This is a genomic window from Psychrobacter sp. CAM01, assembly GCF_032842965.1.
Lineage (GTDB): Bacteria > Pseudomonadota > Gammaproteobacteria > Pseudomonadales > Moraxellaceae > Psychrobacter > Psychrobacter celer.
Genome location: NZ_JAWJBL010000006.1, coordinates 102,403 through 123,681, shown reverse-complemented (window position 1 = coordinate 123,681; position 21,279 = coordinate 102,403). Strand labels below are relative to the sequence as shown.

Below are 21,279 nucleotides of genomic sequence, written 5' to 3'. Positions count from 1 at the left end.
TCTTAGTCTTGTCCAGTGTTCATCTTTGAGCATGGTGCGAGGCATAGCGAACGATATCTTTTTTGTGTGAGAACTTAAAGATTAACCGTTCGCTATTTTTTTTGCCATTAATTTGTCGCCAATGTTCAACACGCCCTAATGTATCTGTTTTATTTAGAATCGACTATAAGACGATATATAGTCAGGTTAATACAAAACCCAGTCCAACCTACTTATGCCGTGTGTCTGATTTTCTGTAAAGCATGAGTGGGCGCTAACGAATAATCAGACCTGTGCGCGCGTCACGGATTTGGCTCGGCAGCGTATATCCCAAGGTATCAGCCTGTAGGTAGCCGGTTTGCTCAGAAAAATACGCATAAGCTTCAGAGAAAGTCATGGCAGGCGGCTGGCCTGAAGGGTTACAGCTGGTGGAGACCAGCAGGCCAAAAGGGTTTTGCTCGCTGACCAACTGCTGGCACAGCTGCTGGATAAGCGGATGAGAGATGACCCGTACCGCCACGGTTTGATGCTGGCCGGTTATCCAATGAGGGATACTGGTGCTTAGTGTTTGCGGAATAGGCAATAGCCATGTATGCGCTTGTTGATACTGCGGCTGGGTGTTGTCGCTGTCCGTCTGCCAGCTCGCCAAAATAGGCTGACGCTGAGCCTGTGTCAAAGGCGCAAGCAGCGGCGCTAAACGCTCGGCACTATCGGTAATGACAATCATGCCTTTGGCGATTGGTCGCTGTTTGATGGTCAAGATGCGCTGGACGGCGGCTTGATTATAAGGGTCACAGCCGATACCCCAGACACTTTCAGTTGGATAAGCAAGTAGCTGGCCATTTTTTAGCCAAGTAGCAGCTTGGCTGACAGAGTCGGCCAAAACGGAGGAGGATGGTTTCATGATGAAGGTACAAAAAATAAAAAGGTAGAAACTTATCATACCACAGCAAAAAGCCTATCTAAGACAGCCACTCGCAAAAATAGCATTTTTTAGACACGCAAGTAACGCCCGCCTTGTACGTTGATGAGACCCAGTAGCTCAAGCTCCATCAGCTGCCCAATCAAAACGGGCGCTTCAAGTGTGGTGACCAGCAACAGCGCATCCAAATCTTGCCCATGCCAATCAAGCTGCTCATATATTGGCTGCAAGTGCTTGGGAACCACAGGGTCAGGGTGATGAGCTATCGTAGATGGCAATGCGCTCTCTGCAGTATTGGCAACCTGAGCTGATACCGCGGCGGTATCATTATCAAAAGGCGTGCGTTTGTTTGGCGGTACGCGACTACCATGACCTATCTGGTGGCTAAGCTGGCTGCTGACATCTTCAATAACCTGCTGAGGATGATAAATCAACGTCGCCCCTTCGCGTATCAAATGATGGCAGCCTTCAGCATTGCTATTGTCAATATGGCTTGGCACCGCAAAGACTTGCTTGCCTTGCTCTGAGGTCAAGCGCGCGGTAATCAGCGAGCCACTTTGAATGGTGGCTTCGGTGACGATGGTCGCTAGACTGAGTCCTGCGACCAAGCGATTACGGCGCGGAAAGGTATGCTTGTGCGGCGGCGTATGCGGTAGCAGCTCACTGATGATACAGCCGCCCTGCTCGATGATTTGACTAAATAGCTGGTCGTGGTGATTGGGATAATTGACATCAATTCCTGTACCCATCACCCCGATCGTCCGGCCTTGATGAGCTAAATCTGTCTGTGCCAGTGCGCCTATATGTGCGCGTTTATCCACCCCCATGGCCAGCCCGCTGGTGACAATGTAGCCTGCCTGCGCTAAGTACTGCGCCATATCAAAGGTGATTTTTTGTGCGTGGGCAGTGGGCTTGCGACTACCGACGATGGCGATTTGGGCTTGGTGTAGACGAGAGAAATTACCGCGATAAAACAACACTGGCGGCGGATCATAGATCTGTAGCAGCTGGGCAGGATAGTCCGCTTGATCGGCAAACAGCAATCCATAGCGTCCTTCTACGCGCGCTTGTTGGATTTTGTCGAGATTGGCGCATGTTTGCGCTGGCTGTTCATGGCGTTTGAGATGGGTATAATGAATACCCAGCTGCCGCCAAGCCTCTACTGTCGCCGTCCACGCCAGCTGCGCACTACCAAAGCTCTTTATCAGCTCATGATAAGCAGACAATGACGCATTCACCTCATACCACAGCGCCACTATGGCGCGCTGCTCGTCTGATAAAGAAGGGGTGACTGCTGTCATCATCGTTTGGCTCGTCTCCGCTAAGATGGGGTGCTCATCTCAAAACCTTGTACTGTGTTTGGCGTATTTATAAATATGGCGGCGGTAACAACTGATCACCGACATTTAGCGGTAGCTCAGAGTCCAGTACATAAGCGTAGCTGATATGTTCAAACGTATTAAAAACCATCAGCATCCCACTTGGCTCGTTTGGCAAACGCACTGGTGTGTCATTGTCTCTGATATCACGCACCAATGGTCCTCTTTGGTACACGGTCAACACATCACCAGGTTTGGCACCATGCGTACTACCGAGGTTGATGGCGACCACGCTGCCTTTTGCTGCGGAGCTGATAGAATCCATCACCCGTACGATCATACCGCCGCGACTGACGCTGGCTGGGGTTGGATAAAACACAGGCGGGATCGCATTGTCTAATTCTACAAATACCCGATCACCTTCGCGCACTTCTTTACCATAGCTGTCTGTCAGTTGCAGGCTGGTGACGCCGTTGCTTTCTGTCGATGTCACTAGGCCTGTGGCCACTTGGGTAACTTCAAGACCGATGACTTTTTGGGTTTTTGGCTCGACGTACCTCTCACCTTCACGGTAGATGCCATAGCGTTGACCCACGATCAGTGGTACGCCTTTGGCATAGACCTTATCACCACTGGCGGTGATTAAGTTGCGGTTTTTAGAAGCCAAGATGTATGGCGTGGTATTAAAATCTTGTGGATCGACGATGATGGTCTTATCGAGCCAATGCTGAATCGCTGACCAAGGAATAGGAGGGATACTGTTGGCCGTTGAGGTCACAGTGACCGCACTGGCGGTGACATCACCCGTCAGCTGCTTTTCGATTCCTGCACAGCCTTCACCCGTATCGACACCGACCAAGGTTTTACCCTGAATCACGCACAAGATAAGGATGTCGTTTGGGTAGATCAGATGCGGGTTTTTGATTTGTTGATTGGTTGCCCAAATATCTTTCCAGCGCCATGGGCTGTCTAAGTAGCGCCCAGAGATATCCCATAAGGTATCGCCTTTTTTGACGATGTAGCGATTGGGGGCATCGGCTTTGATGGTAGGTGGTGGATTATTGGCGTGGGCAGTACTCATTAGCATGGCACTGCTAAATGTCGTGATCAACAGTGCTTTTGCTATCTTTTTTAAGCTCATCTTCATTGTTATATCCACAATATGTACCGCTGTCGCCGCCTTAACAAACCCTACTTACGTCTATACCTGTCAAGTCCTTCGATTATATATTCGTAGAGACTCAGCGCAGTTTACAGACACAGCAATGCAATTATTATGACGCCTATTGGGCAGCTGTTTTTTGTAATTGACTGATGTTTATGGCTAAAAAAGCGTCTAGCACGATGAAGACCTGCCGACGCTGTTTCTCATATTACAATTATATCTACCATAACACAATCATAAACACTTTATTACAATGGCGTAACCTTTATGTGGATAATTTCCTAGATTCACTTTTTACAATGAGCGTTAAATACCTCTATTAATTACGCTGGATTTGCCGTTACATGTTGACGAATTTGTTCAGCGACCAGCTCAGCGTCGTTGTCTAATACCACGACATGCTGCGGCAAGTCCTCTAGCCCCTCGGTATGGGCTGGACGAGCGATCTGAATTTGCCCAACAGCCTCAACAATGGTATCGGCAAACTTCACAGGCAAAGCAGTCTCGGCACATACGATAACTTCGCCTGCGCGTTGTAGTTCTTTAGCGACTTTAATACCGTCGGCAGTGTGCGGATCGACCAACTCACCATGCTGCTCATAAAGCGCCTTGATGGTCTGTAAGCGGTCGCTATGCGTCGATTTGCCAGCGGCAAAACCGTAACGTGTGTTAACTGCTTCCATCAAATCAGACAAATCAAATCCTTGGCCGGCTTTCACGCCTTCAAATAGCTCATGGACGCGCGCGCTGTCTTTATCGAGCAGTAAATAGACAAAACGCTCAAAGTTAGAGGCTTTTGAGATATCCATCGATGGGCTAGAGGTCACGTAAGTCTGCTCAGCGGGGCGCGGCTGGTAGGCACCTTGATTAAAGAAATCATTGAGCACATCGTTTTCGTTGGTGGCGACGATAAGGCGATCGACTGGCAGCCCCATCTCACGAGCAATGTGACCGGCACAAATATTGCCAAAATTGCCCGATGGTACGCTAAAGCTGATTTTTTCGTCATTGCTTGTGGTGACGGCAAAATAGGCCTTAAAGTAATACACAATTTGCGCAAGGATACGGCCCCAGTTGATAGAGTTCACCGTACCGAGATTATAAGCAGCTTTGAATGCCGCGTCTTGTTGCAGCGCTTTGACGATATCTTGACAGTCATCAAACATACCATCGATGGCGATATTATGGATATTGTCATCAGTCAAGCTATACATCTGCGCACGCTGAAACTCACTCATCTTGCCATGCGGTGACAGCATAAAGACTTCGATGTTTTCTTTGCCGCGTAGCGCATACTCCGCGGCACTGCCTGTATCACCACTGGTGGCACCAATGATGGTAATCCGCGCGCCTTTCTGTTTCAGCACGTATTCAAAGGCATTACCCAAAAACTGCATCGCCACGTCTTTAAATGCCAGCGTCGGACCATTGGACAATCCTAAAATATACAGGTCATCTTCAAGTTTACGGACAGGGACAATCTCGTCAGAGCCAAATACGTCAGCGGTATAAGTACGCTCGATGATATCTTGCAAATCAGTGGCCGGGATATCCGTGGCAAAGCGCTGCATAATCGCCATGGCAAGCTGCGGATAGCTCAGCGTACGCCATTCATCAAGGGTAGCGCTATCAATGCTCGGATACTGCTCAGGCAGCATCAAACCGCCATCTGGCGCAAGCCCCATCAAAAGCACATCACTAAAATCCATCGGTGCTGTCTGACCACGGGTACTGATATATTTCATGAGATTGTCCTGTCTACAATGATGTTTTTCAATATTTGAAACGGTTTATTCAGCAGTTTTATGCCTTTGTTTTTTGTAGCAGCGCATAATAAAAACCATCGCCACCCTCGCGATCTATCGGCAAGCATTGACGCCCGATCGCTTGTTCGATACCCCAACTACACGCCTCGGTAAACGCAACCACCGCCGCATCGTCATGACGACTGACAAAGTCTTGCATTTGCAGGACGTTTTCTTGCTTTAAAATAGAGCAAGTCACATATAACAAGTAACCGCCGACTTTGAGCTGTGGCCATAGGTTTTGCAAAATCTCTGCTTGCAATAACGCAGTCTGCTCGACGTCCTCTTCGGTACGCAAAATGCTGATATCTGGATGGCGACGAATCACGCCGGTCGCCGTACAAGGCGAATCCAGTAATATAGCATCAAATACACCGCTGTTTTTAGCAGAATCTTGCTTTTTAGACGCACCAGTGCTGCGCCAGCAGGTTGCATCGGCGCAGACGATATCTAGGGCGATACCTCTGCTACTTTGTGCCAAGTCTGTCTGGGTAAAGTTAAGACGCTTTAGGTTGTCATAAATACGCTCGATGCGCGATGCTTCATTATCGATGGCGGTGAGCTTGATGCCCGTAGGCGCTGATGTCGTCTCTATATCGTCTTGTTTCACGTGAAACAAGACTGACGCGTCTTCAGAGCTTAATAACTCTAGCCAATGCGCCAGTTTGCCCCCAGGTGCAGCGCAAGCATCTAAGATATGCAACTCATTATTATCTAAGCCCGCCTGAGACTTATCAGCGCTCACCTTACTCATCAAAGCACGATGAATAATCGGTGCCGCAAGCTGCGCGTGCATGTCTTGTACACTCACGATGCCGTCAGCGAAGTCAGGCAAGGCGCTGACAGCAGTACTTTGGCGTAGCCGCAGGCCCGTATTCGCTAGAGTAACAGGCGCAGTGTTAGAGGCACTGGGTAGACAAAAACCTGTGGTCATCTCGGTCAGCTCTGTCTCAATCTCTGCTCCGTATAGCACTTCTTGATACTCTGTAACTGAGGTGGCCGCCCCGTTTACTCGTAAAAACATCGGGGCTGACTGCCGCAGCCCTTGTGTCAGCGCATCATACTGCTCGCTCCAGTCTTGCTTGAGCTGATAAGCAAGCCAGTTCGGCAGGCTGTGGTTTTTATTGCATTTTTTGCGAAACTTATTGGGGTTTTTGGCGACCTTACGCAGGATGGCATTGATAAGACCAGTTGCATGAGCAAAGCCGACTTCTTTTGCCGCCTCCACCGTTTCGTGTATCGCGGCGTGATCAGCGACCTCTAAATACAGTAGCTGCACCAGACCGACCTGAATGGTGGTACGAACTTCAACTTCCTCGACGGGGTTGTCCGCCAAACTATCCAGCAGCCGTGCCAGTGCATGCCACTGGCGTAAGGTGGTCAAAAGTAGCGCATGGGCAAACCCTTTATCACCATCGTGCAAGCTGTTGAGCAAAGGGTCAAGGACGCTTGCCAACGACTGCCCATTTTGAATGGCCAACAAGGTACGTATGACTCGTACACGGACGCTGCCATTCATAATTAGGTTGCTTGAGGGTTTGGGTTTATGGTTTTTAGACGCGGGGCTGGGATGTCTCATTGAGTTGCTGTTCCTTGACGTATGCGCGATAGCGTCTGATAAAGGTTAGATAACTTATAACTAAAGTACATTAAGCTTAATTAATTAGTGTGATTCTTTGGTGAACTGGTCGCCATCATTTAATTGGTTGCCATGACAGACTTGCTCTGCTGTCATCGGCTTACCACCTGCAAACTGCAGATGGGTAATGGCCAATGTCCCGCTCGCCTGCTCAGTATGACTGGCCGCCAAGCTATCGTCTTTGCCACAAGCAACCAGTATGGCTTTGCGTCCGACACTGATGATGGTACCAGCGGGCAGATCGGTTTGCTGCGAGGGGTTGACCGGTAGGCTGGCCAAAATCTTCACACGCTGACCATTCAAAAAAGTATAAGCGCCTGGCCACGGTGTCAGACCACGAATTTGACGCTCAATCATCGTCGCCGATTGTACCCAGTCAATCTCGCCTTCGGTTTTGACAAGTTTTTCGGCGTAATTGGCTTGACTGTCATCTTGCGCGGCGGCTTGGGCTTGGTAATGCGCCAAATCCTTTAACACAGTACCGATGGCGTCCGCGCCCAATGTTGCCATTTTGTCGTGTAGGCTGGCTGCCGTGTCATCAGCGGTGATAGGCGCACTGACTTTGTAGAGCATGCCACCGGTGTCTAGTCCCTGATCCATCTGCATAATGGTAATGCCCGTCTCACTATCGCCTGCCAAGAGCGCACGATGAATGGGGGCTGCACCACGCCAGCGCGGCAGTAGCGAAGCGTGAATATTAAGACAGCCATAAGTAGGTATCGTTAGTACGCCCACAGGTAGTATCAGCCCATAAGCGGCGACAATCATCACATCGGGCTGATAGCTACGCAGCGTCTGGCGGGCTGCCATGCCTTCGGTGCTCGATTTTTTAAAAGTCGGTGGCTGCTCTACCACGATATCATGGGCGAGCGCCACTTGCTTGACCGCTGAGGCGGCCAGTTTTTGCCCGCGGCCAGCTTTGCGATCAGGCTGGGTATAAACCGCCACAATCTCTATGTTGAGTGCTTGTTGCTGGGCAATGAGCGACTCGAGGCTGACCGCCGCAAACTCAGGCGTCCCAGCAAACACCACACGTAATGGCTTGCTAGAAGTCGTGTCGTCAGGACTAGATGAGGGGGATAACTTAGAAGCAGGAGCAATTGTCGTCATAATCATGCATTATATAGGGTTCGGTGCTTCATTATAGGTGAGTTTGGCGTATTGTGCCATGATTGTAACCGCGCCTACCCAGCGTTACTTACAAGGTCTTTTCGCTTTATAATAGCGCTATAGACAATAAAGCAGCGATTGTTTTGCTATAGATAACCGTCATTGGTTATATTAAAGGCATTGACTGCTTTATCGTGGTAGTGATCATGCCAAACTCATCTTGCCAAGTGACGATATAGGACCTCGCTTCCATGCAACAGTTTCAGTCCTTACAGCGCTTATTGTTATTTTATGCCCTAACGTTGCTGGTGATGCTAGTACTGTATTATTTTATGTTGTTTGATGGTATGAGGCAGTATCAAGAGCAGCACAGCGTCGATACTTTTTTTACCTTACAACACGAGCTCACTGAGCATGCCGTGCTACGAAACGATGAGCTAAAGGGGGTCTTGGCGCATCCGGCACTTAACGGGGTCAGCTATCAGCTTATCTTTATGTTGCCCTCTGGGCAGACATACATTCATCGTGACACTCGTCCGAACGAGCCTGCGTTTTCGACAGTGACGTTCCCGACTGTCAGAGCCTCTGCTCAGAATAATGGCGCTTATACGCTCAATACGCGCAATCTGACGGGTACTATTGAGCTAGATAGTGGCCACCGGATATATATGATATTGCGTCATAAGCCGCTTGATATCGACTGGATCTCTTATAAATACTGGTTGCCACTGATGGCAGCCATTGGGTTGTTTATTACCGCACTGCTATACATGCTCAAGCGCCGTACTAACTGGGAGCAGCTATTACGTTATACAGATAATTTAAGTGACAATGCAAAAGAAGCCTATACCCCGCCGCCCTTTTTAGAGAACCAATCGACTGGGGAGTTTTTACGCTTAGGTCATGCGCTCGGCCGTATCAATTATCAGCTACACAACGACTATCGGCGTATCAAAACCCTCAAGCACCGTCTCGAGCGCCTGATTGAGCAGGCGCCATTACCGATGGCAATGATCATGCGCCACGGTCAAATCAGTTTTTTTAACCAGCGTTTTGAGCAAGTCTTTATCACACCTGCTCACAGCACTGGCAGCGCACAGCTGACAGACTTTGTCATTGGCAAAGATGACACCACCCAACTACTGCTACAAAGACTGGTCAACCTGCGCGTCACACGTACGCTAACCGTGCTAGGAATAGAAAACCAACAAACCTATCATCTGCACGTGACGCCATGGTTTGGCGAGCATGGACAGGTGCATGGTTTTACCGTTTTTCTCAAAAACATCAATGAGCTGGCCAGTCAAACAGAGCAGCTACGGCTAAAAAACCAGGAGTTACAACAAAAAGTTGATGAGTTTAGTGAGCTGCGCTCCATCATGGGGCGTAAACTGCGCCTACCGCTCGAGTCGTTGATAGACACACTCGAGCCTATCGACCCTAGCACCTTGTCAGATAAGCAAAACCAAACGCTTGAAACACTGATAAAAACCAGCCACTTTATGCTCACCATGCTCAACGACATGCTAGATATCGGCGATATAGAGGTTCGACAAAACCGTCTGAATATAGCGCCTATCGAAATTTATAAGCTTGGGCAAGAAGTGGGGGACGAGGCCGTAGATCATGCGCGCCAGCAAGGGCTAGAGCTAATTTATTTCTTTGATCCAGAGTGTCCACGTATGATCGATACAGATCACGCACGCCTGCGCCAGATACTCTTAAATCTACTACATAATGCGATCAAGTTTACTCCCTCAGGCTATGTCGCCTTGGCGATCGATGCTATCAGTCCTGAGCAAGTACCTCAAATCAATAAAGGCAGCCTACTACCGATCAATGAACAGGTAAAAGCGCAGCAGCCGCACTACTGGGTACGCTTTAGTATCAAAGACTCAGGCACAGGTATCGATATCGCCAAACAGCATCAGTTATTGAGTTATTTTAATAAACAAAGCCCGTCCCTTCAGCAACACAACAACCTCGTTTCTCACCACAGTATCGAATCGGGTTTGGGTCTAAACAACGTCAATAGTTTTGCCCGTTTGCTTGGCGGTTTTATTGAGCTAAAAAGCGCGGTCAATCAAGGCAGCACCTTTAACCTCTATCTGCCTTGTCGGCAGCCAAGTTATCAGCCGATTTATCACCCACACCAGAACTTACAGCATATTCATCTTATCGCCGTGGTCAACCAAACCTTGCTGGCCGATTACTTGCGCCGCTTATGCCAGTATTTATCGATTCCAGCGACGATCTATACCGATGTTGACAGTGCCACCATCGAGCATGTGGCCGAGCAGCTTGGCAAAGATGCCCAGAGCCTAGCGCCTATTTTGTTATTGGATTATGAATACTACACTGACAACACCGCCATAAGCCTCTCTGGTCCAGTGGCAGAGCAAAGCGACAAACTGCCCGCCGAGACCTCTATCAACGAATCGGAGAGCACACCAAAGAGCGCTGCATCAAAGACACAGGCAACCAAAGAGCGCCTGATACTGGCCAGCAACGATAGACGCCAAGCACTACATGACTTATTGTCTAAAAAATCACTGCCTAAGATTTTGTGTAGCATGAAGCCTGAGCGCCGTATTCCCTCTGCCCTGCTGGATCAATGCGATGGTTTTTTATTAAAACCCCTAGAGAGCGCCCTCCTGCTCTCTGAGCTGACACGACTGACGCTACCTGTTCGACAAGCCTTGACCACCCAAACGCCAAAAAACGACATGACGGTGGCCGCGCCCACACACAAGAATGACGTAGAACCGCTGATACTGGTGGTAGAAGACAGCCCAACCAATCAAAAAATTGCCTGTAAAATCTTAAGTAAGCTGGGTTATCGCAGCATCGTAGCAGAAGACGGCCAACAAGCACTTGAGCAGCTAAAGGCGCAGCGGGAGGATATCGCGCTTATTTTGATGGATTGCCGTATGCCAGTCATGGACGGGCTACAAGCCACGCAAGCGATTCGCGCGCAAGGGGATGATATTGCAATCGTCGCCCTAACCGCGAACAGCTCAGACGAGGATCGCGACGCTTGTATACAAGTGGGTATGGACGAGTTTTTATCCAAACCTATCAATAAGAAAAAGCTCGAAGCTGTGCTACAACATCTGATAAAACACTAAAACCCCGCTTACTATATCTATATCTGTATCTATATCCAAAAAAAATAGCGGGTTAATATCAAAATATTAACCCGCTACCTGACTGGCCTTTGTACGCATCGTATATAGTCGATGCACTCTAAAAAGAATGTAGCGCTACTGGGATGAATTTTGCGCAGCCTCTGGGAACGCAGCACGCAAGTAAAGTTTATACCAGTAGCGCGTTTAAACTTATATAACAGTTTTATTTTCAATTGATTATAGTAAAAACAAGGCTGATAGAAGTTTTTGTAGCCTCTGTCAGCAACGGCACGGCACGCCAGAAAACGTTTATCAGCCTTGCTGGTTAATCAATGCCTGACTCTTTTATTTAGAATCGACGATACCTACGCTTTAGCTTATCACTACTTCATAAAGCCATTATCGGCTAAGAATGCCTCGGTGATTTGGCTTTGCGGACTTGGTGCGTTTATGTCGCCAGCTTGCGACTTGTTTAACAGACGTTCCAAATAGCGGGCGACGATATCTACCTCGATATTTACCTTACTGCCGACCAGCCAGTGTTCGGCGATATTGGTCACTTGCGCCGTGTGTGGGATGATATTGAGGCAAACCACACTATCACGTACTAGGTTGGTGGTTAGACTGATGCCATCGACGGTGATAGAGCCTTTGGTCGCGGTATAATGCGCCAACTCCTTGGGTATCTCAATCTCGATATAGATAGAGCGCGCGTCTTGTTGTAGTTTACTAACGCGGCCGACCCCATCGACATGACCTGCAACGATATGACCACCAAAGCGCGTGGTGGGTAGCATCGCTTTTTCCAAATTGACGATATCTCCAGGCTTTAGAGTCTCCAATGCAGTACGAGCAATCGTTTCACGTGAAACATCGACAGAGTAAGATTTATCGCCAATCTCTACCACAGTGAGGCAGATACCATTTGAGGCAATAGAGTCGCCTAATTTGACATCACTAAAGTCTAGCTCGCTCGACTCTATCGTCAAGCGTATGTCACCGCCGGTAGGCTGCATGGACGTGACTTTTCCAACACTTTCTATAATTCCAGTAAACATAGAAACCTCGTATCCTAATTTTTTGCTGTTATGAGTGTTTAGCAATAGTGACAATCGTTACAGTAGCGTCCAATAGATGATAAATACTAAATAATGACTATTTACTAATAGATAATTCATGAGCCTTTCTTTTATCTAAATATTGCCTAGAAGCACTGTCTTTTAAGCGTATAAGGGGATAAGTTGTGGATAAGTAACAAAAAATCAAGCCTGTCGATGGTAAATCCCGGTTTTATACAAAGTTATCCACAAACCTTTGTATTTTTGCCATTACGCTATTAATAGAATCTAAATAACGTAAATATATGATTTTTATACACTTCTAATGAAATAAACAGTAAATTTCGCCGCTTTTAGTTTCACATGAAACAGAGTTATACACAGTTTCATGTGAAACAGGGCTATCCTTCAGGCAGCGCCACTATCTAGATAACTACTCCACCCCCAATTTATAAGACAAGTATCTTAATCATAGTGTCTAAGACTTGTGGATAAGGTGTTTATAACTTATGGTTTATAAAGGATATAACGTCAATTTGAGATCAGGGCCGAGTTGCTCATGGCTGCTTACCTTGAAACGTAATTGTTCAGATAAAGACAGCGGATGGAAACTCACCATCGGCCGCGCCGCTGCACCCAACAGACAAGGCGCTTGATAGACAATCAATTCATCTACCAGCTGTTGGCGTAAAAAACTACCCGCGACGCTAGCGCCCGCCTCTACCAACACATCGTAGCATTGATGCTCTCTGACCAGATGCCCTAGCAGCTCGGTTAAATCGTCCTTACGCCAATAAAGCGTATCTACGCGGCGGCATAGTTGATATTCTGATTGCACGCTGTGCGCTAAGCGCTGACGCCTATCGAGCACGACTACTTTAGGCGCAGGGACTTGCTCAGCTGGCACGCCCAACTGAGTAGAGCGCACATTGAGCTGTGGATCATCAGTAACGATGGTTTCACTGCCAGTGATAATTGCCCCACTTAGGGCGCGAAGCTTTTGTACATCCTCACGAGCCGCGGTAGAGGTGATCCATTTTGACTCGCCTGTCGCCATCGCAGTACGGCCATCGAGACTGGTGGCAATCTTAAGCCGAACGTAAGGCATTTGAGTGCGCATCGCCTTTAAAAATCCGCGATTTAATGCTTCTGCTTGCTCTGTCAGTACGCCCACTGTCACGGCGATACCGGCCTGCTCTAACAGCTTTACACCGCGTCCCGCTACTTGCGGGTTTGGGTCAAGGCCAGCAATCACTACCCGCTGTACGCCTGCCTCTATCAGACCTAAAGCACAAGGCGGCGTACGTCCTGTATGGCTACAAGGCTCTAAAGTCACATAAGCGGTGGCACCGGCCGCTTGTGCACCTGCATTCTTGAGGGCAAACACCTCTGCATGTGGCTGGCCTGCCTTAGGATGAAACCCTTGCCCAACCACCATTCCTGCCTGAACAATAACGCAGCCTACCGCCGGATTGGGTCTTGTGGTATATAATCCTTGCTTGGCCTGCTCAATCGCCAGCATCATAAAATATCGGTCTTGTGCAGCTTGCGTGTGGTTAGAGTTCGACATAAGAATTGGCTTCATTTATAAAGAATATGTAGAGCGTGTTGAACACTCACCCATGGCACCGACAGAGACTATTTTTCATTGGGGCGAATATTGGCAATCTCTTGGTGAAACGCGTCAATATCCTGAAAATCACGATAGACACTGGCAAAACGCACATACGCGACATCGTCTAACGTTTTAAGCTCACTCATGATAATCTCGCCCAGCACCTTACTACTAATCTCGCGCTCCCCCATTTGCCTGACACGTTTTTCGATTCGGCTAATCATTGCCTCTTGCTCGTCAATGGTGATGGGGCGCTTTTGTAGGGGCAATAAAATAGAGCGGCGCAGCTTTTCATTGTCATAAGGCTCAATCTTGCCGCTAGATTTGATAATACGCGGCATCACAACCTCGACCATCTCAAAGGTGGTAAAGCGCTCTTGACAGCTATTGCATGAGCGGCGGCGGCGCACTTGTGCACCCTCTGCCGCCAGACGCGAGTCAATCACTTTGGTATCTGACGCGTTACAGTAAGGGCAGTGCATAGCGTTTCCTTATTTTGATATCAAGAATACATGTCGTCATTTATAAGGTTAAGTTTGATAGCTGACGTACTTTTAAAGTTGATACGTGACAAACAGCCTATCAGTAGCGTTATTTGCCAATACAAAAACTACCAAATATCTTACCTAGCAAGTCATCAGCACTAAACTCTCCGGTGATCTCGCCGAGGCTTAGTTGCGCTTGACGCAGGCTCTCAGCCACCAGCTCACCTGCCTGAAAGACCGTTAGCTGCTCATGTGCTTCTGTTAAGTATCCAGCTGTCCGTCTAAGCGCATCTATATGACGCGTACGGGCGATGAGACTATTCTCTGGTGGATGAAAACCAACCTTAGCACATAATGTTTCGATTAATATTTCGATACCAGCGCCTGTTTCACATGAAACGTGGACTTGTTCGTAACCTCGATCTTTTATTTCGACTTGTGATACAGAAGTTATTTTCTCATCGCCATCATCGTTTAATAAGTCGCTTTTATTGGCAATAATTAATAAGCGTTTAGCCTCTGGTAATTCGCCAAATAGCTGCTCAGCAAGCTGTAGCGGTGTGGTGTCTTCTTCAAGATCACGGGTAACATCGTAGACCATCAGCAGCATATCGGCTTGCATGATAGCAGTACGTGCACGCTCAATTCCGATGCGCTCCACGGTATCTTCGGTATCGCGTAGCCCAGCAGTATCGGTGAGATGCAATGTCAGGCCATTGAGTACGACGGTCTCTTGTAGCGTATCTCGCGTCGTGCCTGCCACATTGGTCACGATAGCGCGCTCTTGCCCGGCCAGACGATTAAGCAAGCTTGATTTGCCCGCATTAGGCCGCCCTGCCAACACCACATGAATCCCATCGCGTAACAGCTGGCCTTGTTTTGCCGTTGCCAGCACTTGCTGGATTTTATTTTGGGTTTGCTCAAGCTTGTCTTGAATTACGCCATCCGATAAAAAATCGACATCCTCTTCATCAGGGAAATCGATGGCAGCCTCAACGTGTAAGCGCAGATGAATAAGCTGCTCTAATAGCTGATTGATCTTTTGCGAAAACTCACCGCTTAGGGAGCGAATGGCACTACTGGCAGCAGCGGCACTGGTTGCATCAATGGCATCGGCGATGGCTTCTGCTTGCACCAGATCTAATTTATCATTATCAAAAGCACGGTAGGAGAACTCGCCTGCACCCGCTTGCTTGGCACCCAACTCAAACACGCGAGCGAGCAGCTGGTTTTGCAAAATCATGCCGCCATGTCCTTGCAGCTCGATCACATCTTCGCCTGTAAACGAGTGCGGGCCTTTGAAGTACAGCACCAAGCCTTCATCGATGATAGTACCATCCGCTTGATAAAATCGGCAAAAACTGGCCATGCGCGGAGTAAACGCTGTCTTACCCGTTAGCGTACACGCAATGTCGTAGGCACGCGCGCCTGATAGCCGTATCACGCCGACGCCGCCGCGCCCAAGCGGCGTCGCAATGGCAGCAATCGTAGCCAATCCTGATGAATTAGACGTATTAGATGTAGCAGGTACGGCTTGCGCCAGCTCAAAAGAATCCACAATCATTCTCATTAGTTAAAAGCCCCATTATAGACGGCTAAAGAGCGACTGACAAAGCCAAACTTAATATAGCAAATCTTGCGTTTACCGGTGTATGACAAAGTGATTGTAAAATACTAATAAATAAAAAAACCACCGCCGCTGCGATGGTTTTTAGTAATAATTAACAATGTGAAGTAACTTAATCGAGTACCTTAGCGGTACGACGTTTCTGCTCTTCTTCAACTTTTCTGTTGACGATATATTGCTGCGTCATACTAAACAAGTTGTTCACCGTCCAGTAGAGTACCAAACCTGCTGGGAAGAACAGCATAAAGGCGGTAAAGATAATTGGTAAAAACTTCATTACCTTCGCTTGCATCGGATCAGCTGGCTGCGGATTGAGCTGCTGCTGTACAAACATCGATGCACCCATCAACAGTGGTAAGATAAACCAAGGATCCATCGCCGAGAGATCTTGAATCCACAAAATCCAAGGCGCGTGACGCAGCTCCACACTCTCAACCAATACCCAGTACAAAGCTAAGAAAATCGGCATTTGCAGCAAGATAGGCAAACAACCCGCCATCGGATTGACTTTTTCTTCTTTATATATTGCCATCATCTCTTGCGACATTTTCATGCGATCGTCGCCGTGCTCTTCTTTTAGGGCCTGCAGTTTCGGGGCGATAGCACGCATCTTCGCCATCGAGTAGTAACTTTTATTCGAAAACCACATAAGAGCAATCTTCACCAAAATCGTCAGAACAATAATGGACCAACCCCAGTTGCCAATGACTTTATGAATACCATCAAGAATCGCAAATAAAATCTTAGATATTGGCCACAGTAACCCATAATCAACGGTCTGATTCAAACCTTCAGCGACTTCTTTAAGCTCAGACTGCACTTTTGGCCCTGCGTACAAGGTTGCATTGAGCGTCACTTGCTTGTTCGGCGCGACATTGACAGGCTGGCTATTAAAGCCGATAAAGTAGTCGCTACCTGACTCACGGCTAAAGAACTTACCCGTGAAGTTGTCAGGCGTCCAAGCAGAAACAAAGTAATGCTGCACGATACCCACCCAGCCTTTGTCACTGGTAGTGGTCAGCTCACCGTCGTTGAACTTGCCAAACTTTAGCTTATTATAAGGGTCGTCAGGCGTACCCCAAGCACCGCCTAGATAAGTCGCCATGCTAAGCGCGCCTTTATCAGACATACCAGGATCTTTACTGTCATCACGCTTGAGCTGCGCAAACATTTGCCCTTGCCACGCACTGTTAGAAGCGTTTTGGATTTGATAGCTGATATCGATTGGATATTTATCTTGGGTAAAGGTAAAGGTCTTGGTGATCGTTACGCCATCTTTTTTGTAGGTGAGCGGTACCGATAGCGTCTGCTGGCCTGCTTCCATCACATAGTTATTGGCAGTGTGAGTATAAACCGCACGACCCTCTGCTGTGTCGATACCATCTTGACCAATCAGACCCGACTGCGCCACATATACCCGATTGTTATTATTCTCTAATAACACAAAAGGCTTATCGCTATCGAGCGTTGCATCATACTGTTTGAGCGCAGCATAGACGATATCGCCGCCTTCTGGATTGATTTTTATATCATAGCGATCTGTGGTGACTGTGATTAGACCGGCGTCTGTCACTGGCGCGTCAGTGACGCCGCTCGCATCTACAGGCATCGTCTGTACTGGAATGTCACCTGCGGCACCAGTGGTAGACGGGATGTCAGCACCCACTGAGGTGATGGTTTCTGGCACCGTATCTACAGCTGGCGCATCGGCATAATCATCTCGCCATGCCAAAATCAGCAGATAAGCGGTGATTAGCATCGCAATGATGATCATCACCCGAAATATCTTTTGCATAAATCTTTCCTAGATTGAAAAATTAGGGAATGAAAAATCAGGCATGTATCATGACCACCGCACAGTATTCACCCGTGTTTGAAGCAGCAATATCAGTAGTCAATCACATAAAATGCTCATCATTTTACTAAAAAACCGCTCTAAATGATACAAGAGTGTGGATAACTTGTGAGTAACTAAAGCGTTACCCTCGGCCAGTCCAAGCGCAGGTTTGCTCAGAGCACACTCATTAGATGGTTTAAACGTGAAACATAGCTTGTGGTGTCTCTAAATACATACAAACCTTGAGCAGTAAGCCGAGCAGGGGATAAGTATTGATAATGATAACTAGACAACGGTAATGGCACAAAATCAATGCCATGTCCGCCTAAAGGGTGACAGCGACTTAGACGCTTTAATAACAACCAGCTACCCGACCACCCGCCATGCCATGCCAACGCCTGCTTGCCATAGTTAGAGCACGTTGGATAATAACGACAGCGCGCCGGTATGATAGGGCTTATTATCTTTTGGTAAAAAACAATGAAATAATAAATAAATTTGTAAAAAAAATTATTTATTATTTTTATTAAAAAACACATTTTATTTTTTTTCTATTTTTTTAAAAATATTATTTATTTGATTTTTTAATTCTGTATTATCTATATCTTTTAAAGATTTTTTTATTATAAAAACAATATCTTTGTTTTCTAGATTAAAAGACTTGATACGAAACTGCTCACGTATTTGGCGTTTGATTAGATTGCGCATCACGGCCGTGGGTACTTTGCGCTTGGTGATCGCCATACCTACGCGTGCACCTCCATGCGTGTTAGTACGTACAAACGCCATCAAATGGCTTTGATGAAGTTTACGCTCTGGCGCATCAAACACCTCTTTGAACGCTGTAGGCGTGAGCAGGCGCTGCGCTTTGGTAAAGCGAGCATTGGGGGTCACTAAAGCAGTATGGGGCATAATTAACCTAGTTTTAGAGCTTACGATGGTAGCAAGAATAATAGCGTAAATATCAAAGCAAAGTATAGAGACAAAAAAAGCGCCGATATAGGCGCTTTTAATATATGACGATGTGTTAGTTGTGAAGACTGACTATCGCAATCTATAATTAATAGAAACACAACAAGCACATATGGCCATGCTTATCGCTATCTACTGATTATACAGTAAGGCGATGACGTCCTTTAGCGCGGCGACGGGCTAAGACCTGACGGCCTTTTTTAGTTGCCATACGTGCACGGAAACCGTGAGTACGTTTACGCTTGATCACGCTTGGTTGGAATGTACGTTTCATAACTCACCTATCAAATAATGGGACTAAATTCGTAATAGCGGAGGATTATACCATTCCCTATTATTCTGGTCAATAAACTAATTTGCTTTATAAAATTATCGTTGAACCTGGTAAAGACCTCTGTACATCTCAAATAATTTAGAGACTCAGACACAATTTATCTAGTAGCAAATTTCATCCGAACGGATATTCAATAGTCTTAAAATCGTTTAGTTATCCACAGTTTTCTTTCAACTCCATAATAATTAATTATTAATATATATAGATATTGTTGTTATTGGGGGTGGTTTTTTCTGTGGTTAACTTGTAATTTCCTTTTTACATCAGTCACTTGGGGTATGGGTAACCTTGTGGATAACTTGTGCACAGATTATGGATAACTGAGCGTTTTTACTTATCCCCAAAAGTATCCACAATCTTATCCCCAAAATTTAGGATGTTATCCACAGGTGATTTGTGGTAGATTGTCACCCTGTTTGGCGGACAAGAGACAGCGTTTGGCTGTCTTTTTATTTGAGCATCAAGAGCGAGCAAAAATATCGATACTAGAGTAGCAAAAAGTTTGCCTCTGGCGTCAGTTTGCTAGGGATTTGATATTAACGAGGTAATGGGTTTCATGATAGATACAGCCACTATTTGGGATAAATGCCTAAATGACTTGCGTTACAGCGTCAAGGACAACGTATTTACCATGTGGTTACGGCCACTGTCAGCGCATCAAGAGGCTAGTAGTTTAATTATTCTTGCGCCCAATGATTATTTTGTAACTTACATTAAAAAAAATCATTTACAAGATATTCAGCAGTTGGTAGCTAAGCACAGCCAAGGCAGTATCGAAGAAGTGGTGGTGCGTGTAGACAATGCTGGTCGTCAGGTAGAAGACAACCCACAAGCGCAGTCAGGCTCTCTATTTGCAGAGGATGTCCCCTCTCCTACTCCTACTGACCAAAGTTTTCAGACCGCTCATCATCATATGGCAAAGGCTGATATCGATACCAATACGCGTCAGGCAGAATTAATCGGCTCTGCTGATGCAAAGTCGCTTAGCTACCTCAACCCCGACTTCACCTTTGAGACCTTTGTCACTGGTAAGTCTAACAATTTGGCTTACAAAGCATGTTATGAGCTTGGAAAACGTCAGTCAAAGAACCGGCACAATCCTTTATTTATATATGGGCCTTCTGGTTTGGGAAAAACGCATTTAATGCATTCCGTTGCACATCGTTATTTAAAAAATAATCAAAGTTTTTATTATTTCACTTCTGAAAAGTTTATTAATCAATTAGTTTATTCATTAAGAAATAATAAAATAGAAGATTTTAAGAAAAAAATAAAAAAAGTAGATTTATTGATTGTAGATGATATTCACGTATTGGCTGGAAAGACAAAAAGTAGTAATGAGTTTCTAACGTTATTTGCTGACTTCACAAGTGGTGATAAACAGCTGATTTTGGCATCTGATAGACATCCCTCACAGATGACAGAGTTTGATGAGCGCTTTAGGTCGCGCTTTTCTTGGGGGCTAACGGTGGCTGTTGATCCGCCTGAGATTGATACACGTGTACAGATTTTGCAGAAAAAAGCAGCTTCTTATGGGATGACGTTGCCTAAAGAGTGTGCTTTGTTTATCGCGCAAAACGTCGTCTCTAATGTTAGGCGTTTAGAGGGCGCCCTAAACCAAGTATTTGCCAATGCCAACTTAACTGGCGCGCAAATCACACTAGAGATGGTGCAATATGCCCTAAAAGATATCGTTGCCATGCGTGTACAAGCCGTCAATATGGACAACATCCGCAAAATCGTCGCTGAATATTATGATGTGACGGTAAAAGACATCATGGGGCGCAAGCGTACCCGCAGTATCGCAAGACCGAGGCAGATAGCCATGGCTTTATCACGTGAGCTGACGGGTGATAGTTTTCCAGAGATTGGTCAGTCGTTTGGCGGTCGTGACCATACGACAGTGATGCACGCTTGTGATAAGGTCAATGAGCTGCGTGCAGCAGACCCAGCGTTTGATAAGGATTACAAGACGCTAGCCCTTATGTTGCAAGCAGGTTAGCAGACTCTTAGTCTTACTATGTTTTAGCGCCATGATATGGTTTATACTGTATTCAATCCGACATACCAGTAGCCTATGTTATGTCATAGGCTACTGGTATGAATTTTGCGCAGCCTCTGTCGGCACAGGCACAGAACGCAAGAAAAATGAATACTAGGATGGCACTTATTTTAAAATAGTTTAACTTTATCAATGTCTAGGTAGGCGTATGCTTCATAGATTATCGTCAGTAGACAGGGTATGATTAAGCTACTATTTGTATAGTCGATTCACTGTAAAAAC

Annotated in this window: 16 protein-coding genes; 2 read left to right on the top strand and 14 right to left on the bottom strand. The window is 46.7% G+C overall.

Annotated elements, in window-relative coordinates; genetic code table 11:
- Positions 1-253: 253 nt before the first annotated feature.
- The 6 genes from R0I52_RS03465 to fmt all read right to left on the bottom strand — a co-directional run bounded on the left by R0I52_RS03465 (position 254) and on the right by fmt (position 7,939).
- A complete protein-coding gene (locus tag R0I52_RS03465) occupies positions 254-883 on the bottom strand; it encodes an L-threonylcarbamoyladenylate synthase (protein WP_317053174.1) in 630 nt (209 codons plus the stop codon).
- Between the two features lie 89 nt (positions 884-972).
- The gene (gene dprA, locus R0I52_RS03460) at positions 973-2,205 is read right to left on the bottom strand and encodes a DNA-processing protein DprA (RefSeq protein WP_317053173.1); all 1,233 of its coding nucleotides are present in this window, start codon (positions 2,203-2,205) and stop codon (positions 973-975) included.
- 64 nt (positions 2,206-2,269) lie between these two features.
- Complete coding sequence (locus R0I52_RS03455; RefSeq protein WP_410524028.1) at positions 2,270-3,367, bottom strand: LysM peptidoglycan-binding domain-containing protein; 1,098 nt, start codon at positions 3,365-3,367, stop codon at positions 2,270-2,272.
- Between the two features lie 341 nt (positions 3,368-3,708).
- A complete protein-coding gene (gene thrC, locus R0I52_RS03450) occupies positions 3,709-5,130 on the bottom strand; it encodes a threonine synthase (protein ID WP_317053171.1) in 1,422 nt (473 codons plus the stop codon).
- Between the two features lie 58 nt (positions 5,131-5,188).
- On the bottom strand, positions 5,189-6,769 hold the full coding sequence (locus R0I52_RS03445; RefSeq protein WP_317053170.1) for a transcription antitermination factor NusB: 1,581 nt from the start codon (positions 6,767-6,769) through the stop codon (positions 5,189-5,191).
- An 84-nt stretch (positions 6,770-6,853) separates the two neighbouring features.
- Positions 6,854-7,939: a methionyl-tRNA formyltransferase gene (fmt, locus tag R0I52_RS03440; RefSeq protein ID WP_317053169.1), complete on the bottom strand. Its 1,086-nt coding sequence runs from the start codon at positions 7,937-7,939 to the stop codon at positions 6,854-6,856.
- Positions 7,940-8,190: 251 nt separating this feature from the next.
- On the opposite strand from fmt, the gene R0I52_RS03435 reads away from it, so the two are divergent.
- Positions 8,191-11,067, top strand: a complete 2,877-nt coding sequence (locus R0I52_RS03435) for a response regulator (protein ID WP_317053168.1) — start codon at positions 8,191-8,193, stop codon at positions 11,065-11,067.
- A gap of 383 nt (positions 11,068-11,450) precedes the next feature.
- Here the strand turns inward: R0I52_RS03435 and R0I52_RS03430 are convergent, their stop codons facing one another.
- The 8 genes from R0I52_RS03430 to rpmH form a co-directional block, all read right to left on the bottom strand.
- Positions 11,451-12,125: a riboflavin synthase gene (locus tag R0I52_RS03430; RefSeq protein ID WP_317053167.1), complete on the bottom strand. Its 675-nt coding sequence runs from the start codon at positions 12,123-12,125 to the stop codon at positions 11,451-11,453.
- A 514-nt stretch (positions 12,126-12,639) separates the two neighbouring features.
- The gene (gene ribD / locus R0I52_RS03425) at positions 12,640-13,695 is read right to left on the bottom strand and encodes a bifunctional diaminohydroxyphosphoribosylaminopyrimidine deaminase/5-amino-6-(5-phosphoribosylamino)uracil reductase RibD (RefSeq protein WP_317053166.1); all 1,056 of its coding nucleotides are present in this window, start codon (positions 13,693-13,695) and stop codon (positions 12,640-12,642) included.
- A 68-nt stretch (positions 13,696-13,763) separates the two neighbouring features.
- Positions 13,764-14,222: a transcriptional regulator NrdR gene (gene nrdR, locus R0I52_RS03420; RefSeq protein WP_058369796.1), complete on the bottom strand. Its 459-nt coding sequence runs from the start codon at positions 14,220-14,222 to the stop codon at positions 13,764-13,766.
- A 109-nt stretch (positions 14,223-14,331) separates the two neighbouring features.
- Complete coding sequence (gene mnmE / locus R0I52_RS03415) at positions 14,332-15,789, bottom strand: tRNA uridine-5-carboxymethylaminomethyl(34) synthesis GTPase MnmE (RefSeq protein ID WP_317053177.1); 1,458 nt, start codon at positions 15,787-15,789, stop codon at positions 14,332-14,334.
- A gap of 175 nt (positions 15,790-15,964) precedes the next feature.
- Complete coding sequence (gene yidC / locus R0I52_RS03410; protein ID WP_317053165.1) at positions 15,965-17,647, bottom strand: membrane protein insertase YidC; 1,683 nt, start codon at positions 17,645-17,647, stop codon at positions 15,965-15,967.
- 215 nt (positions 17,648-17,862) lie between these two features.
- Positions 17,863-18,228 carry a membrane protein insertion efficiency factor YidD gene (gene yidD / locus R0I52_RS03405; protein WP_317053164.1) on the bottom strand — a complete coding sequence of 122 codons (366 nt, stop codon included), beginning with the start codon at positions 18,226-18,228 and terminating at the stop codon, positions 17,863-17,865.
- A 1-nt stretch (position 18,229) separates the two neighbouring features.
- Positions 18,230-18,601 (bottom strand): ribonuclease P protein component, encoded by a 372-nt coding sequence (gene rnpA, locus R0I52_RS03400; protein WP_317053163.1) that lies wholly within the window; start codon positions 18,599-18,601, stop codon positions 18,230-18,232.
- A gap of 199 nt (positions 18,602-18,800) precedes the next feature.
- A complete protein-coding gene (gene rpmH, locus R0I52_RS03395) occupies positions 18,801-18,935 on the bottom strand; it encodes a 50S ribosomal protein L34 (protein ID WP_007394757.1) in 135 nt (44 codons plus the stop codon).
- Between the two features lie 616 nt (positions 18,936-19,551).
- On the opposite strand from rpmH, the gene dnaA reads away from it, so the two are divergent.
- The gene (gene dnaA, locus R0I52_RS03390) at positions 19,552-20,997 is read left to right on the top strand and encodes a chromosomal replication initiator protein DnaA (protein ID WP_317053162.1); all 1,446 of its coding nucleotides are present in this window, start codon (positions 19,552-19,554) and stop codon (positions 20,995-20,997) included.
- Positions 20,998-21,279: the final 282 nt, after the last annotated feature.